Source organism: Bradyrhizobium niftali (assembly GCF_004571025.1).
Lineage (GTDB): Bacteria > Pseudomonadota > Alphaproteobacteria > Rhizobiales > Xanthobacteraceae > Bradyrhizobium > Bradyrhizobium niftali.
This window is the reverse complement of sequence record NZ_SPQT01000008.1, coordinates 112,937-127,313: the sequence shown is the minus strand read 5'-3', so window position 1 is coordinate 127,313 and position 14,377 is coordinate 112,937. Positions and strand designations below refer to the sequence as shown.

Genomic DNA, 14,377 nt, shown 5'->3' with positions numbered 1-14,377 from the left:
GTCGGGTTCAATGGCGTACTAGCGCCGGGCGGAGACGCGTCCGCTCTCGACGTCAAAGACCTCGCCTCCGGCGCCGATCTCGGCGAAGGCGGCCGGGTCCGCGCCGGTCAGCCAGACCTGCGCGCCAAGCTTCTTCAGCTCGTCGAACAGCGCGGCGCGGCGGTTCGGATCGAGATGGGCGACGACCTCGTCGAGCAGCAGCAGCGGCACGATGCCGGTCATCTCGGCGACCAGCGTCGCGTGCGCCAGCACGAGGCCGATCAGCAGCGCCTTCTGCTCGCCGGTCGAGGCATCGCGCGCCGGCATGCCTTTCGGCGCGTAGACGACCTGGAGATCGGTCAAATGCGGGCCGTCGGTGGTGCGGCCGGCGATGGCGTCGCGCGGACGGTTGTCGCGCAGGATCTGGCGGTAGCGGTCCTCGACCGACGTTGCGGTCTCTTGAAGCAGCGCGTTCTCCATCCAGCCGTCGAGCGCGATCTGCGCCGACGGGAAGGCGGAGGCCTGCGCACGCGCATTGAGCATGCCGGTCAGCCTTGCGGCGGTCTGGCCGCGCGTCGCGGCGACCGCGACCGCAAGCTCGGCGGTCTCGCGCTCGATCGCGTCGCACCAATGGTCGTCGTAATTGCGCGTCTCGAGCAGGCGGTTGCGCGAGCGCAGGGAGCGTTCGAGTGCGGAGATGCGGCTGGAATGCTCGCTGTCGATCGCCAGCACCAGGCGGTCGAAGAAGCGCCGTCGCTCGGAGGCCGCGCCCATGAACAGCCCGTCCATCGCCGGCGTCAGCCACACCATGCGGATGTGGTCGCCGAAGGAGTTCGCCGAATTGACCGGCTCGCGGTCGATGCGGCAGCGCCGGCTCACCGGGCTATCTGCCCGCGGTGCGTCGATGCCGGTGCCGAGCGTGGCGAGGCCCAAGGCGCCCTCGACCTGCGCCGACACTGCCCAGGAGCCGTCGCTCTGCTTGTCGGCAACGTCCTCCAGCGTCGCACGCCGCAGGCCGCGCCCCGGCGACAGGAACGAGATCGCCTCGATGCAGTTGGTCTTGCCCGCCCCGTTCGGCCCGACCAGCGCCACCATGTCAGCCGCCGTCTCGAGCCCCGCCGCCCGATAATTGCGAAAATGCGTCAGCGTCAGGCGATGAATGCGGGAGGGGGTCATTTTAACTCGTCATTGCCGGGCTTGACCCGGCAATCCATCGCCCGCGTCAGCGGGCAATCTCATCATATAGGTCTTGCCACGCGGGGTTGCTCTTCACGATCAGATCGATCTTCCACTCGCGGGACCAGTGCTTCATGTTCTTTTCGCGCTGAAGAGCAGCGGCGATCGTGTCGTGCGCTTCGAAATAGACCAGCGTTTTCACCCCGTAACGCTTGGTGAAGCCATCTGCCAGGCCCTCGCGATGTTCGTAGATGCGCCGGACCAAATTGTTCGTGACGCCGATGTAAAGTGTTCCACCGGGCTTGCTGGCGAGGATGTACACCCAATAGGTCATCTTGTTTGATGGATGGCCGGGTCAAGCCCGGCCATGACGAGAGGGAAAATATCCTCACACCCGCATCGGCATCAGCACGTACAGCGCGCTCTTGTCGTCGCGGTCCTGGACCAGGGTGGGCGAGCCGGGGTCGGCGAGCCTGAGGGTCGCGACCTCGCCTTCGATCTGGGCGGCGATGTCGAGCAGGTAGCGGGAGTTGAAGCCGATATCGAGGGCGTCGGAGGCGTATTCGACCTCGAGCTCTTCGGTCGCGCTGCCGGAATCCGGGTTGGTCACCGACAGCACCAGCTTGCCCGGCGACAGCGACAGCTTCACCGCGCGGCCGCGCTCGCTCGAGATCGTGGAGACGCGGTCGACCGCGTTCTCGAAATCCTTCTTGTCGACGACGAGCTCCTTGTCATTGCCTTGCGGGATGACGCGGCCGTAGTCGGGGAAGGTGCCGTCGATCAGTTTCGAGGTCAGCACGACGTTACCGATCGTAAAGCGGATCTTGGCCTGCGATAGCTCGATCGTCATCTCGGCTTCGGTGTCCTCGATCAGGCGCTGCACCTCGCCGACCGTCTTGCGCGGCACGATCACGCCGGGCATGCCGTCCGCGCCCTTGGGCTGGACCAGGTCGAGCTGGGCGAGGCGGTGGCCGTCGGTGGCGACGCCGCGCAGGGTGGCGGCCTTGGCGGTGCCGGCGGCGTGCAGATAGATGCCGTTGAGGTAATAGCGCGTCTCCTCGGTCGAGATCGCGAACTGGGTGCGGTCGATCAGCCGCTTGACGTCCTTGGCGGCGAGCGAGAACGAATGCGACATGTCGCCGGCGGCCAGATCCGGGTAATCATTCTCCGGCAGCGTCTGCAGCGTGAAGCGCGAGCGGCCGGCGCGGATCGCCAGCACGGCGCGGTCGCCGTCGGCCTCGAGCACGATCTGGGAGCCGTCCGGCAGCTTGCGCACGATGTCGTAGAACATGTGCGCCGGCACGGTGGTGGAGCCGGCGGTCGCGGTTTCCGCGGGCAGCGTTTCCGTCACCTCGAGGTCGAGGTCGGTCGCCTTCAGCGACAATTTCGCGTTCTCGGCCCGGACCAGCACGTTGCCGAGGATCGGAATCGTGTTGCGGCGCTCGACGACGCGGTGGACATGGCCCAGCGATTTCAGGAGTTGCGCGCGTTCGACCGTAACCTTCATTGCACTACTCGCCCGATCCCCAAGGAAACCCACGTTGAAAAGCCGGGCGGCCGAAAAGCGCGCCGCGGCACCGAAGATCCCGACAGGCCGGGGTCTCCAGCCGATATGACCAAAGCCGTCAGGGTCGCGCAAGGTGGCGCGGATGGCCCCGGGATTCAAGGGATCGGGGGCCAGTTCCCCACGATTTACAGGCAAAAACGAAGCCGCCGCCCTGGCTTGGCCGGGGCGGCGGGAGAATGGCAGGAGAAGCCTAGGCGTTTATTCCTGAAGCTGGCGCTTCAGCGACTCGACTTCCTCCGACAGCGCGGTGTCCTTGGAGACCAGCGCCTCGATCTTGCGCACGGCGTGCAGCACCGTGGTGTGGTCGCGTCCGCCGAAGCGGCGGCCGATTTCGGGCAGCGAGCGCAGGGTCAGCGTCTTGGCGAGGTACATCGCCACCTGGCGCGGGCGGACCACGTTGGCGGTGCGGCGCGAGGACAAGAGGTCGGAGCGGCTGACATTATACTGCCGCGCCACCACGCGCTGGATGTCCTCGATCTTGATCCGCTTCGGCTCCTGCGGCCGGACCAGGTCGCGCACCTCGCGCTCGGCCATCTCCAGCGTCACCGGCTGGTTGTTGAGCTTGGAGTGCGCCAGCAGCCGGTTGATCGCGCCTTCGAGGTCGCGGCCGTTATGGGTGATGGTGCGGGCGAGATAATGCAGCACCTCCTCCGGCACGTCGAACGTCGCATGATGGGCGCGGGCGGCGGCGACGCGCGACTTGAGGATGCCGTGGCGCAGCTCCTCGCCGAGCGAGCCCATCTCGACCACGAGGCCGCCGGCCAGCCGCGAGCGCACGCGGTCGTCCAGGCTCTCGAGATCGGACGGCGGACGGTCGGCCGCGATCACGACCTGGCGGCCGGCGTCGATCAGCGCGTTCAGCGTGTGACAGAACTCCGCCTGCGTCGACTTGCCCTGCAGGAACTGGAGATCGTCGATCACCAGCACGTCGATGCCGCGCAGCGCTTCCTTGAAGGCGAGCGCCGTCTGCGTCTTCAGCGCGGCGACGAAGCCGTACATGAATTTCTCGGCCGTGAGATACAGCACCTTGCGCTCGTTGCCGGAATTGCCGGCCCAGGTCACCGCCTGGAGCAGATGCGTCTTGCCGAGACCGACGCCGGCATGGATGTAGAGCGGGTTGAACATGACGGGATCGCCGCGGCGCCCTTCGGCGACCTGACGCGCGGCCGCATGGGCCAGCGTGTTGGAGCGGCCGACGACGAAGCTCGCAAAGGTCAGGCGCGGATCGAGCGGCGAGCCGCCGAGCGCGTCATGATTGGCGGAGACCGGCGCGGTCGCGGTCGAGCGCAGCTCCGGCGCGGGCGCACGGCGTGTTTCGACCGCCACTGGGGCTTCCTTCGGCTGCACGACCGGGCGCACCGCGGAGCGAACAGTGAGATCGATGCGATGCACTTCCGGCATCTCGGCCTGCCAGCACGACAGCACGCGCTCGGCATAATGGGCCTGGATCCAGCTCTTCAGGAAGCGCGTGGGAACCGAGAGCCGCACGCTCTCATCCTGCACGTCTTCGAGATCCATGCGCGCAAACCAGCTCGTATAGACGTCTTCGCCCACGTTCGAGCGCAGCCGACTCTTCACGCGTGACCAGCGATCCTGTTCCGATGTGTTCATCGTCAAAAACTTCTCTTGAGAGATATAGTTGCGTTGTGAGCGCCATGCAGGGTTCCTGCCATAGGGGTCCTGGCATGGCGCGACCTCAAAGCGAGTCCATCGTCAGGCATGGCTCGACCGTTCGGCGAGAACGCCGCGTCCGATCAGCGATGTCAAAGATGGAGGGGTCGCGAGGTCAGCGCGTACTCGGCGCTCCGTCACACGCGGGAGGCTGGATGTCCGACGGATTTAGAACGGCATCATTGGAATGGAAAACTTGTTTCAATACCGCGTTCTGTCCGTAAGACATGATACCTCCCCGTCCTGCCGTGATTGCTCACGGCAAGGTCCTGCGTGTCCTGAAGACACCCGCGGCCAAAGTCGCCGATGTCCTGCCCGTCTGCACTGTTCGTTCGCCCGGCTTCGCCAATCACGCCTGTCGTTGGTAGTTCAAGATGTCTCTCGTTTGCGCTTGGATCTCGCTTGGAGACATTCAGACAAAGAACTACCATTCCCATGTTGCTATGGGTTTTGAACCGACAATCGCTTGTTGAAGCGTCGCCAACGTGCACACCGCCGCCGATTTGCACGCTCGCCCCGTTTCCAAAACCGCGCTGGTCTCAAGATCGTGGGCGCCGCGAACGACTTAAGGAATACACTAAGCGGAAAGACTCGCAACGAAATTGATTCACACTTGAGGCATCAAAAAACTTGACCAGCGTTAACGCCGCGCGCGACTTGTGCACAGGCTCGTGAGCAAGTTTTTGGATTCGTGCACAGAATCGAAAATGCACCGCGTCATGTGACAAATCCCCGTCACCGCCAAAAATTTTTTACAAAAGCGTCACGCGCACGACGTGCAAACGAATTTTCCAAATGCTTGTGATCGCTATGTCGATAAGTGATTAGCGAGACATCGTTTTTTGAGTCTCGTTTCACAGGGTAACTCCACCGCGAGATGCATTCCGGTGAAACTACGGTGTGCAGAACTTGGCGCGCGTGCAGATGCGAGTTAGCCTTGCCTCGCAAGGGTTTTTCGCACTGCACTGAAAGTTTCCGCTGTTGCAATATCGCCCGCAAACAAGACTGCAGGTAAAATTACGGAAGGCATCATAGTGCGGAGATGCAAATCCTCCAATCGAAGATTGGTGCGGCGCGCGACTGCTTGCGTGAATATGACAGGCAGCAAAAAGCCCGGCGCGAGGCCGGGCTGATTGACGAGCGCGATGTCGAGCGGATCAACCGATCGAATGATTGCAACCAGATCGCTTGGCGAACCTGGTTCGCGAACCTACTTCGCGAACTTACTTGGCGAGCTTGGCGATCTGCGCGGTGAGCCGCGAGACTTTGCGGCTGGCATTGTTCTTGTGAATGATGTTGCGCTGGGCGGCGCGCATCAAGGCGGGCTCGGCATTGGCCAGCGCCTTCACGGCGGCGGCGCGGTCGCCGGTCTTGATCGCTTCCTCGACGTTGCGCACGGCGCCACGCATCTGGGTGCGGCGCGACTTGTTGACGGCGGTGCGGCGGGCGATCTTGCGCGTCGCTTTCTTGGCGGAGGTGGTATTGGCCATGGTCTCAATGTCCTTTGCGGGTACCGGTCGCGTCTTGGTCGGGTAGCGCCGGCTTGCTTGACCGCGTAATCGACGCTCGGATTTAGGGTGTTCGGTTCAAGGCTGTTCCCGGAACACGAGGCCTCAAAGAGCCTGCAACTGCTCAAAGAACAGCGGCGGCAGGATTGCGCCCGCCGCCAGTTGGCGCCCTTATAGAGAGGGTCTTTGGCACCGTCAACGCTTTCAAGGCTTGGAAAACCGGCCCCGGGCGGCCCGGATGGGTGCCGTAACGCCCTGAAGAGGTTGAATTTCTGCCGCCTTGCGGCTATTGGCTGGCGGCGTTTCTTTAGGTCCGCCGATTGGACGACCATATAAGGTGAGGCATGATCCGCGGCTTTTTCCGACTGATTGGGCTGTTGCTGCTCGCCGGCGGGTTCATTTTCATGGTCTATGACGGCGCCCGCTGGGTGGCCGACCAGACCCTCAAATTCACCCGGTTCGGCCAGTTCTGGAACGACATCAATCAGGCCAGCCAGTCGGCGTTCCGGACCTGGGTCGAGGCCAAGGCGCCCTGGCTCTGGACCTCGGTGATCCGCCTCGTGCTGGACCAGCCGGTGTTCGCCGTCCTCGGCATTGTCGGCATCCTGCTGATGATCCTGTTCCGCCCGCGCAAGCCCCTGATCGGCTATTCGCGGGACTGAACGCCGCACATCAGGGCGCCGTAACAGGGCTGCCCCTTCGAGCGTAAATGCCTATATTCCCACCTGATCGCGAGCACGCCGCCTGAGCGCCTGGTTTTTCGAGTTGGCTCACGCGACGGACAGTTCGTTCTTCGGAGATCCGTCCATGCTGTTCATGCGCAAGACCACCGCATTGCCGAGCGCAACTGAGGCGCTGCCGGGCCGTGCGCAGGCCATCCCGACCGCGACCACCCATTTCGTCAACGGCAGCAAGTTGCAGCCGCCTTATCCCGCCGGCCTCGAGCAGGCGGTGTTCGGGCTCGGCTGCTTCTGGGGCGCCGAGCGCAAGTTCTGGGAGCTTGGCGATGGCGTTTACACCACCGCCGTCGGCTATGCCGGCGGCCACACGCCGAATCCGACCTACGAGGAGACCTGTTCGGGACGCACCGGCCACACCGAAGTGGTGCTGGTCGTGTTCGATCCGAAGAAGATCTCCTACGAGAAGCTCTTGAAGACGTTCTGGGAGAGCCACAACCCGACGCAGGGCATGCGCCAGGGCAATGACGTCGGCACGCAGTACCGAAGCGCGATCTACACTTACTCGGATGCGCAGAGGAAAGCGGCCGATGAGTCGAAGGCGCTCTATCAGAAGGCGCTCGCAGCCAAGGGCCTTGGTGCCATCACCACCGAGATCGCGCCCGCCGGCGCATTCTATTTCGCCGAGGACTACCATCAGCAATATCTGGCCAAGAATCCCGCCGGCTATTGCGGTCTCGGCGGCACCGGCGTGTCCTGCCCGATCGGCGTCGGCGTGAGCGCGTAGGCTAACTACAGACTCCTCATGGCCGGGCATAGCCGTCCGAAGGAGGGCGTCGCTTCGCTCGCCTATGTCCCGGCCATCCACGTTCTTGGTGCCGCAAGAAAAAATCGTGGATGCCCGGGCCTTCGCCTCGCTGGAGCGGCTTCGGCCGCGCAGGCGGGACGAGCCCGGGTATGACGGAGTGTACGGCTGCCACCGCGTCCGCATCGTCGCGACCCCAAGCCCCGTTCAACGCTTTATTAACCATAACCGGTGCATCACTGGAGCCGTCTCGTTTCGAGGGATAGGTCCGGTGCCGGTTGCACGCGCGTTTCGATGGTCGATCTTGGCAGCGTCCCTGGCAGCGTCCGCCGCGCTTGCCCTTGGCGGCTGCATGCAGACCGCCGGTCCCGTCGCGGTGATGCAGCCGCGCGCCGATCTCGATTCCATGGCCTATGGCCAGCCCTACAACGCACCGCAGCCGGTTGTCGTCGCTGACAGTGGCGGCGCCATCGGCGCGCTGCGCAATTCCTTTGCCTCCGCGCCTGCGCCGATGCCGGTCGGTTACGCCGCGCCGGCCCGCTATGACGCCTCCTACCATCTCGATGCCGGCGACAAGCTGCGCGTCGTGGTCTACGGCCAGGAAGGTCTCACCAACAGCTACGCGATCGATGCCGGCGGTTCCATCACCATGCCGCTGATCGGCGCGGTGCCGGCGCGTGGCCGCACCACGGCGGGTCTCGCCGGTGAAATCGCCGCGCGCCTGCGCAACGGCTACATCCGCGAGCCTTCGGTTGCCGTCGAGATCGAAGCCTATCGCCCGTTCTTCATTCTCGGCGAAGTCACAGCGCCCGGCCAATATCCTTACGTGCCGAACATGACGGTCGAGAGCGCCGTCGCGATCGCCGGCGGCTTCTCGCCCCGCGCCAAGCGCGACGTCGTCACCGTGACGCACACCGAAGCCGGCGGCGCCATGCGCGCCGTGGTTCCGCTCGGCACGCCGTTGGCTCCGGGCGACACCGTGTTCGTCGGCGAGCGCTGGTTCTAGCTCTCTCTCTTTCGTCATTCCGGGGCGCGACGAAGTCGCGAGCCCGGAATCCATTCCTCCACCATTTCCGACGCACGATGGATTCCGGGCCTGCACCGCTGCGCGGCGCATCCCGGAATGACAGGGAACATGATGTCGGCGACCTCGCGACCTATCTCCTGAAATCCAGCCGCCCGTTCGGAAAGCATCCGTCGATGCGTGTCGCATCGACCACGCGCCCGATCCACGGCCGCGTGATCGCAGGATTGGTCAGGTTGATGTATTTGCCGACGAGGCGGCCCGCGCCCTCGCGTGCAGTGTCGATCAGCCCGTGCCGGCGGCCATTGTCCCAGTCGAAGCGGAGATAGACCCGATCGCCCACGACGCGAATTTCCGCGCGGCCCTGCTTCCATGTGTCCGGCGTATCGCCAGCAATGGTCGGATCGGCACCGCCGTTCCAGCGACTGGCCCAGATGCCCTCGAGTGGGTCGATCGATGTCGGAATGGACGCCCAATGCCCCGCATTGACGTCGGCGCCATCGCCGGCGAGCGTTGCGGTCGCGGCATAGTCCATGACTTCTGAATCGTCCGGGCCCGGGACGTCCATCGTGCCGAAGGGATTGCGGATGACGAGGTTCGTGTTGGCGCGCTGCATGACGTTTCTCCCGGCGTGTGTTGGCTTGATTGGCCAACCCTACCGCCGGGCGTCAGGTCGCGCCCACCCGATTCCCGCTTGAGGAGCGGCGCCGTCTCTCCTCTCTCGTCATTCCGGGGCGCGCGTAGCGCGAGCCCGGAATCCATCGTGCGCCAGCGCTTGTGGAGGAATGGATTCCGGGCCTGCACCGCTTCGCGGCGCATCCCGGAATGACTGAGAAGAAAGTCGCGCGCGCTACTTCGTCAAATGTTTCGCGAAAAACGCCATGCTGCGCGGCCAGGCGATGTCGGCACTCGCCTTGTCGTAGCTCGCGCGCTCGTCGCAATGGAAGCCGTGCTGGGCACCCGGATAGATGAAGACCTCCACGTCCGGCCGTTTTGCCTTGACGGTTTCGACGTCGGTCAGGGGGATGCCGGCATCCTTCTCGCCGAAATGCAGTTGCGTCGGCACCTTCGGCGTCTCCTCTGCAAAGCGCACGACCGCGCCGCCGTAATAGCCGATCGCGGCCTTGAGGCCGCTCAGCCGCGTCGCCGCGACGAAGGCGACGCTGCCGCCGAGGCAAAAGCCGATGATGCCGACCGGGCCGACGCTTCTGACCGCATCGATCGCGGCTTGCGTGTCGCGCAGCATCGCCTCCCAGTCGGGATTGGCTACGAACTTGCGCGCTTCGGCGATCTCATCGGGCGTGTAGCCCGACTGGAAGTTCGGCGAGGTGCGGTCGAAGATCGACGGCGCGATCGCGACATAGCCTTCCCCGGCGAGCCGATCGCAGACCGAGCGGATATGATGATTGACCCCGAAGATCTCCTGGATCACCACCACCGCGCCCTTGGGGCTGCCTGCGGGATCAGCGCGATAGGCGCCGAGCTGGAAATTGTCGGAGGCGGTCAGTTTGATGTCTTGTCCCACGCGGGTTGTCCTTCTTGGTTACTACAAACTCTGATCTCTCTCCTCATCCTGAGGAGCGCGCCCTTGCGCGCGTCTCGAGGGATAGAGGCCGAGACGCTTCAGCGGGGCCTTCATCCTTCGAGACGCTTGCTTCGCAAGCTCCTCTGGATCAGGGGAGGCGGCTGTGTGGCCGCTCTCACTCCCACATCCAGTTCTCGCCGTAATCCTCCTTCCAACCTGCCAGCCGTCCATGACGGAATTGCAGGAACAGGCGGTGGCGGTAGGGGATCAGCCCGCTGCCGCCGAGGTTGCGAAGCGCGAGGTAGATCTCGTTGCCGGGACGACCCCGCACATATTGCAGCGGCTGCCCCAAAGCGCGCGCGGTCTGCTCGGCGTCCATGCCGAAGGCGAGCGGCGTGTTGTTCGACAAGGTCGCGACGAAGGGCTGGCGCGGCGGCATGGTGCCGAACGGCTCGGCCTGCACCGACGCCGGGAAAAGTGTCGCCATGACGCCCGCAACCAACATCGCTCGCTTCATCGCCTCAAGTCCTCGTCAGGCCGGCCTATTGCGGCAAGTTCTTCAGGAAAGGCAGCACCGCGTCAACAAATGCCTTGGGCTGATCGATGTTGACGGCGTGTCCGGCGGCGGGGATCACGACCTTTTGTGCGCCGGGGATCTTGGCCGCCATGTAGTCGGATGCGGCCAGGAACGGCGTGTCGTCGGCGCCGACCACGATCAGGCAGGGCACTTTGATGTCGGGCAAGAGCTCGATCACCCGCGCATCGCGCTGGGTCAGCATGCCGCGTGCGGCAAGCGCCAGCCCCTTGGCATTGCGATGGCTCGCCGTGGCGCGCTCGCGCGTCGCCGCCTTCAACACGTCGAGACCTTCGCGATCGAGCCTGTCGGCGGTGGCAAGCGCCCGTGCGTTCCAGGCCTCGCGCGCATCGTCCTTCTTGAAGCCCGGACCGGTGTCGATGATCAGCAGCGCGCGGACGCGTTGCGGATAGGCACGCGTGAAGGCCAGCGACATGTAGCCGCCGAGCGACAGCCCGCCGATGATCGCGCGCTTGGCACCGATGGCATCGAGGATCGCCGCCATGTCGCCGACCGTGAGTGCTTCGCTGTAGGCCTTGGGGTCATCAGGATAGTCGGACTGGCCGTGGCCACGCATGTCCCACAAGACAAGCTTGTGGTCCTTCGCGAGCGCATCGACCTGTTCATGCCACATCGCCGAGGTCGATGAGTAGCCGTGGGTGAGCAGCAGCGGCGGCCCGTCGCCGTGAACTTCGTAGTAGATCCCGACGCCGTCCCGATCGATCCTTGGCATGTCTCCCGCCTCTTTATGTTGGTTGCTGTTTTCGCGTCGATCCTAGCCCGATGGGTTACCTTGAAGAAACTGCCTGAACGCGATGGCACGCATGTGCGACGTCTTCTCTGTTGCGTCCAGTCGCTGCGCCGGGTGCCGTTGTCGCAACGCACAACACTGAGCTGCCGCGATAGTTTCGAGCGATTCCAAATTGCATTTGCCTCGGCGCCTGAACCCGATCATTCTTGCGGCCAAGGCTGACGCCAGTCCGGTGGGCGTCCGCTACAAGTTGCCGCCGTAAGCGGCTTCATGCACCGGCAGGGGAAGACGCCTATGCCAACTCTCACCATCAACGGGCGGAGTCTGTCCGTGGATGCGGCGAACGACACGCCGCTCCTCTGGGCAATCCGCGAGCAATTGCAGATGACCGGCACCAAGTTCGGCTGCGGTGCCGGCCTGTGCGGTGCCTGCACCGTGCACGTCAACGGCGAAGCCGTGCGCTCGTGCCAGACCATGGTCGGCGACGTCGCCGGCAAGAAGATCACCACCATCGAAGGCCTATCCGCCAAGGGCGATCATCCGCTCCAGAAGGCATGGATCGCCGAGCAGGTTCCGCAATGCGGCTACTGCCAGTCCGGGCAGATCATGCAGGCGGCCTCGCTGCTCGCGAAGAATCCCAATCCGACCAAGGAGGAGGTCGTCGCACATATGGACGGCAATCTCTGCCGTTGCATGACCTATTCGCGGATCCAGAAGGCGATCATGCGCGCAGCTACCGAGATGCGCACCGCATCCGCCGCGGGCAACGAGCGGAGGCCCACATGAATAAGCACGTGAACGACGTCGCCCCTGAGACGACCGATCTCAGCCGCCGCTCATTCCTCGTCGGCACCGCCGCGACCGGCCTCGTGCTCGGCTATGCCGGCGTGCCCGGCATCGATCCGGCATCGGCCGCCGCGCCCGCCACTTTCGAGCCGAGCGTCTGGTATGCGATCTCGCCTGACGGTCTCGTCACCGTGACCTGCGGCAAGGCCGACATGGGCCAGCACATCGCCTCCACCATGGCGCAGATCGTCTGCGAGGAATTGGGGGCGAAATGGAGCGATATGCGCGTGCAGCTCGCCTCCAACGATCCGAAGTTCAACGATCCCGTGCTGGGCGCGCAGATCACCGGCGGCAGCTGGTCGACCATGATGAACTTTGACGCCATGAGCCGCGCAGGCGCCGCGGGCCGCATGGCGTTGACGGAAGGCGCGGCCGCCGTGATGGGCGTGCCGGCGTCGGAACTCGTGGTGCGGGATTCCATGATCGTGCATCCGAAGTCGAAAAAGCAGATGTCGTTCGCCGAATTGGTCAAGAGCGGCAAGGCGACCAAGACCTTCACGCCGGACGAGCTGAAGGCGATCAAGCTGAAGACGCCGGATCAATACACCATGATCGGCGTGTCGGTGCCGCAGCTCGACATCCCCTCCAAGACCAACGGCACGGCCAAATACGGCATCGACGTGATGCTGCCGGGCATGGCCTATGGCGCGGTGGTGACGCCGCCGGTGCGCTTCGGCGCCACGGTGAAGTCGGTCGACGACTCGGCTGCGAAGAAGGTGCCGGGCTTCATCAAGGCCGTCACCCTCGACGACAAGACCGGCACGACGTCGGGCTGGGTCGTCGCGGTCGCCAGCACCTACGCCAACGCCAAGAAGGCCGCTGCGGCGCTGAAGATCGCCTATGACGGCGGTCCGAACGCGAAGGTCTCGAGCGAGTCGCTGCTCGACGAAGCCAAGCGGCTTCAGAAGTTAGAGGATTCCGGCCAGTTCTTCGTCAAGGATGGCGATCCCTCGGCCGCGTTCGGGTCGGCGGCCAAGGTGCTGGAGGCGGAGTACACCACCAGCATCAACATTCACGCGCCGATGGAGCCGATGAACGCCACCGCGGAGTTCAAGGGCGACATCCTGCACATCTATTCCGGCAACCAGTTCGCGACGCGCTCCGGCGCGATTGCGGCAGGCGCCGCCGGGATCGATCCGAAGTTCGTGGTGATGCACCAGATGTGGCTCGGTGGCGGCTTCGGCCGCAGGCTCGATGCCGACATGATGGTGCCGGCGGTGCAGGCGGCGAAGGCCATCGGCAAGCCGGTGAAGGTGATCTACACGCGCGAGAACGACATGACGATGGATTTCTCGCGTCCGCTCACCTACCAAAAGGTCAAGGCCGGCGTGGACGGCGACGGCAAGCTCGTCGCGCTCAGCCACGACGTGGTCTCGGCCTGGCCGACCGCGCGCTGGGGAATCCCCGATTTCCTGACGCCATCGGTCGACAAGAAGGGCCCGCTCGATTCCTTCACGGTGAACGGGGCCGACTTCTTCTACACCGTGCCGAACCATTATGTGCGCGCGATCAAGAACGAGCTCGCGCACAACGCGACGCCGTCCGGGCAGCTCCGCTCGGTGGCGCCCGGCTGGACCTTCTGGGCGGTCGAAAGCATGATCGACGAGATCGCGGCTGCGACCGGCAAGGACCCGGCGCAGTTCCGCATCGGGCTGCTCGACGGCAAGGGCAAGAACGACGGCGGCGCGCAGCGGCTGCGCAACACGCTGCTCGCCGCGATGGGACTGTCCGGCTACGGCACCAAGCAACTGCCGAAAGGCGAGGGCATGGGCGTCGCCTGCGTCTCGTCGCAGGAGCGCGCGACCGCAAGCTGGACGGCGTGCGTCGCCCACGTCGCGGTGGCGCCGTCGGGCGAGGTGACCGTGAAGAAGCTCACGGTCGCAACCGACGTCGGCACCCAGGTGCATCCCGACAACATCCGTGCCCAGGTCGAGGGTGCGGCGCTATGGGGCCTGTCGCTGGCGATGTACGAGAAGGCGACGCTCAAGGACGGTGGCATCGAGCAGACCAATTTCGACAGCTACACGCCCTTGCGCATGAGCCAGGTGCCCGAGGTCGCGGTCGCCGTGATCGCCAACGGCGAGAAAGCCACCGGCGTCGGCGAGCCCGCCGTGACGGTGGTCGCTCCCGCCATCGGCAACGCCATCTTCAACGCCAGCGGCGCCCGCGTGCGGGCGTTGCCGATCACGGCCGAAGCCGTGAAGGGCGCGATGAAGGCGTAAGGCCGAGGACTGCGCGAAATCATCCGCCGGAGGGCAACCTCCGGCGGATTTG

Annotated in this window: 14 protein-coding genes; 5 read left to right on the top strand and 9 right to left on the bottom strand. The window is 64.8% G+C overall.

Translation table 11 applies throughout. The features are described from left to right. Positions 1-18: 18 nt before the first annotated feature. The 5 genes from recF to rpsT form a co-directional block, all read right to left on the bottom strand. Positions 19-1,155 carry a DNA replication/repair protein RecF gene (recF, locus tag E4K65_RS16730; protein ID WP_135175115.1) on the bottom strand — a complete coding sequence of 379 codons (1,137 nt, stop codon included), beginning with the start codon at positions 1,153-1,155 and terminating at the stop codon, positions 19-21. Between the two features lie 46 nt (positions 1,156-1,201). Further along, the gene (locus tag E4K65_RS16725) at positions 1,202-1,489 is read right to left on the bottom strand and encodes a GIY-YIG nuclease family protein (protein ID WP_135175114.1); all 288 of its coding nucleotides are present in this window, start codon (positions 1,487-1,489) and stop codon (positions 1,202-1,204) included. 54 nt (positions 1,490-1,543) lie between these two features. Then, on the bottom strand, positions 1,544-2,662 hold the full coding sequence (dnaN, locus tag E4K65_RS16720) for a DNA polymerase III subunit beta (protein WP_135175113.1): 1,119 nt from the start codon (positions 2,660-2,662) through the stop codon (positions 1,544-1,546). 258 nt (positions 2,663-2,920) lie between these two features. Then, entirely contained in the window at positions 2,921-4,333 is a 1,413-nt protein-coding gene (dnaA, locus tag E4K65_RS16715) for a chromosomal replication initiator protein DnaA (protein ID WP_135175112.1), read from the bottom strand. Between the two features lie 1,283 nt (positions 4,334-5,616). Beyond that, positions 5,617-5,883 carry a 30S ribosomal protein S20 gene (gene rpsT / locus E4K65_RS16705; RefSeq protein WP_011083654.1) on the bottom strand — a complete coding sequence of 89 codons (267 nt, stop codon included), beginning with the start codon at positions 5,881-5,883 and terminating at the stop codon, positions 5,617-5,619. Between the two features lie 362 nt (positions 5,884-6,245). Between rpsT and E4K65_RS16700 the strand changes: the two genes are divergently transcribed. From E4K65_RS16700 to E4K65_RS16690, 3 genes are all read left to right on the top strand, one after another. After that, on the top strand, positions 6,246-6,563 hold the full coding sequence (locus E4K65_RS16700) for a hypothetical protein (RefSeq protein ID WP_027542083.1): 318 nt from the start codon (positions 6,246-6,248) through the stop codon (positions 6,561-6,563). Between the two features lie 145 nt (positions 6,564-6,708). Further along, positions 6,709-7,365 (top strand): peptide-methionine (S)-S-oxide reductase MsrA, encoded by a 657-nt coding sequence (gene msrA / locus E4K65_RS16695; RefSeq protein WP_135175110.1) that lies wholly within the window; start codon positions 6,709-6,711, stop codon positions 7,363-7,365. A gap of 289 nt (positions 7,366-7,654) precedes the next feature. Continuing rightward, positions 7,655-8,389 carry a polysaccharide biosynthesis/export family protein gene (locus E4K65_RS16690; RefSeq protein ID WP_135175109.1) on the top strand — a complete coding sequence of 245 codons (735 nt, stop codon included), beginning with the start codon at positions 7,655-7,657 and terminating at the stop codon, positions 8,387-8,389. Between the two features lie 151 nt (positions 8,390-8,540). Here E4K65_RS16690 and E4K65_RS16685 read toward each other — a convergent pair whose 3' ends face one another. The 4 genes from E4K65_RS16685 to E4K65_RS16670 form a co-directional block, all read right to left on the bottom strand. Beyond that, positions 8,541-9,023: a hypothetical protein gene (locus E4K65_RS16685; RefSeq protein WP_135175108.1), complete on the bottom strand. Its 483-nt coding sequence runs from the start codon at positions 9,021-9,023 to the stop codon at positions 8,541-8,543. 234 nt (positions 9,024-9,257) lie between these two features. Continuing rightward, positions 9,258-9,932 carry a dienelactone hydrolase family protein gene (locus E4K65_RS16680; protein WP_135175107.1) on the bottom strand — a complete coding sequence of 225 codons (675 nt, stop codon included), beginning with the start codon at positions 9,930-9,932 and terminating at the stop codon, positions 9,258-9,260. Between the two features lie 175 nt (positions 9,933-10,107). Continuing rightward, on the bottom strand, positions 10,108-10,449 hold the full coding sequence (locus tag E4K65_RS16675) for a hypothetical protein (RefSeq protein ID WP_135175106.1): 342 nt from the start codon (positions 10,447-10,449) through the stop codon (positions 10,108-10,110). A 25-nt stretch (positions 10,450-10,474) separates the two neighbouring features. Next, the gene (locus tag E4K65_RS16670) at positions 10,475-11,239 is read right to left on the bottom strand and encodes an alpha/beta fold hydrolase (RefSeq protein WP_135175105.1); all 765 of its coding nucleotides are present in this window, start codon (positions 11,237-11,239) and stop codon (positions 10,475-10,477) included. Positions 11,240-11,551: 312 nt separating this feature from the next. Here E4K65_RS16670 and E4K65_RS16665 point away from each other — a divergent pair, with 312 nt between their 5' ends. Together E4K65_RS16665 and E4K65_RS16660 are read left to right on the top strand one after the other, a co-directional pair. Further along, the gene (locus E4K65_RS16665; protein WP_135175104.1) at positions 11,552-12,043 is read left to right on the top strand and encodes a (2Fe-2S)-binding protein; all 492 of its coding nucleotides are present in this window, start codon (positions 11,552-11,554) and stop codon (positions 12,041-12,043) included. Beyond that, positions 12,040-14,325: a xanthine dehydrogenase family protein molybdopterin-binding subunit gene (locus tag E4K65_RS16660; protein WP_135175103.1), complete on the top strand. Its 2,286-nt coding sequence runs from the start codon at positions 12,040-12,042 to the stop codon at positions 14,323-14,325. Before E4K65_RS16665 ends, E4K65_RS16660 begins: the two co-directional genes overlap by 4 nt. The last annotated feature ends 52 nt before the right edge of the window (positions 14,326-14,377 follow it).

Coding starts and splice junctions, on each gene's coding strand:
- E4K65_RS16660 (WP_135175103.1), top strand. CDS start 12,040: ATGAATAAGCACGTGAACGACGTCGCCCCTGAGACGACCGATCTCAGC.
- msrA (WP_135175110.1), top strand. CDS start 6,709: ATGCTGTTCATGCGCAAGACCACCGCATTGCCGAGCGCAACTGAGGCG.
- E4K65_RS16665 (WP_135175104.1), top strand. CDS start 11,552: ATGCCAACTCTCACCATCAACGGGCGGAGTCTGTCCGTGGATGCGGCG.
- E4K65_RS16685 (WP_135175108.1), bottom strand. CDS start 9,023: ATGCAGCGCGCCAACACGAACCTCGTCATCCGCAATCCCTTCGGCACG.
- dnaA (WP_135175112.1), bottom strand. CDS start 4,333: ATGAACACATCGGAACAGGATCGCTGGTCACGCGTGAAGAGTCGGCTG.
- E4K65_RS16725 (WP_135175114.1), bottom strand. CDS start 1,489: ATGACCTATTGGGTGTACATCCTCGCCAGCAAGCCCGGTGGAACACTT.
- E4K65_RS16675 (WP_135175106.1), bottom strand. CDS start 10,449: ATGAAGCGAGCGATGTTGGTTGCGGGCGTCATGGCGACACTTTTCCCG.
- dnaN (WP_135175113.1), bottom strand. CDS start 2,662: ATGAAGGTTACGGTCGAACGCGCGCAACTCCTGAAATCGCTGGGCCAT.
- E4K65_RS16670 (WP_135175105.1), bottom strand. CDS start 11,239: ATGCCAAGGATCGATCGGGACGGCGTCGGGATCTACTACGAAGTTCAC.
- rpsT (WP_011083654.1), bottom strand. CDS start 5,883: ATGGCCAATACCACCTCCGCCAAGAAAGCGACGCGCAAGATCGCCCGC.
- recF (WP_135175115.1), bottom strand. CDS start 1,155: ATGACCCCCTCCCGCATTCATCGCCTGACGCTGACGCATTTTCGCAAT.
- E4K65_RS16700 (WP_027542083.1), top strand. CDS start 6,246: ATGATCCGCGGCTTTTTCCGACTGATTGGGCTGTTGCTGCTCGCCGGC.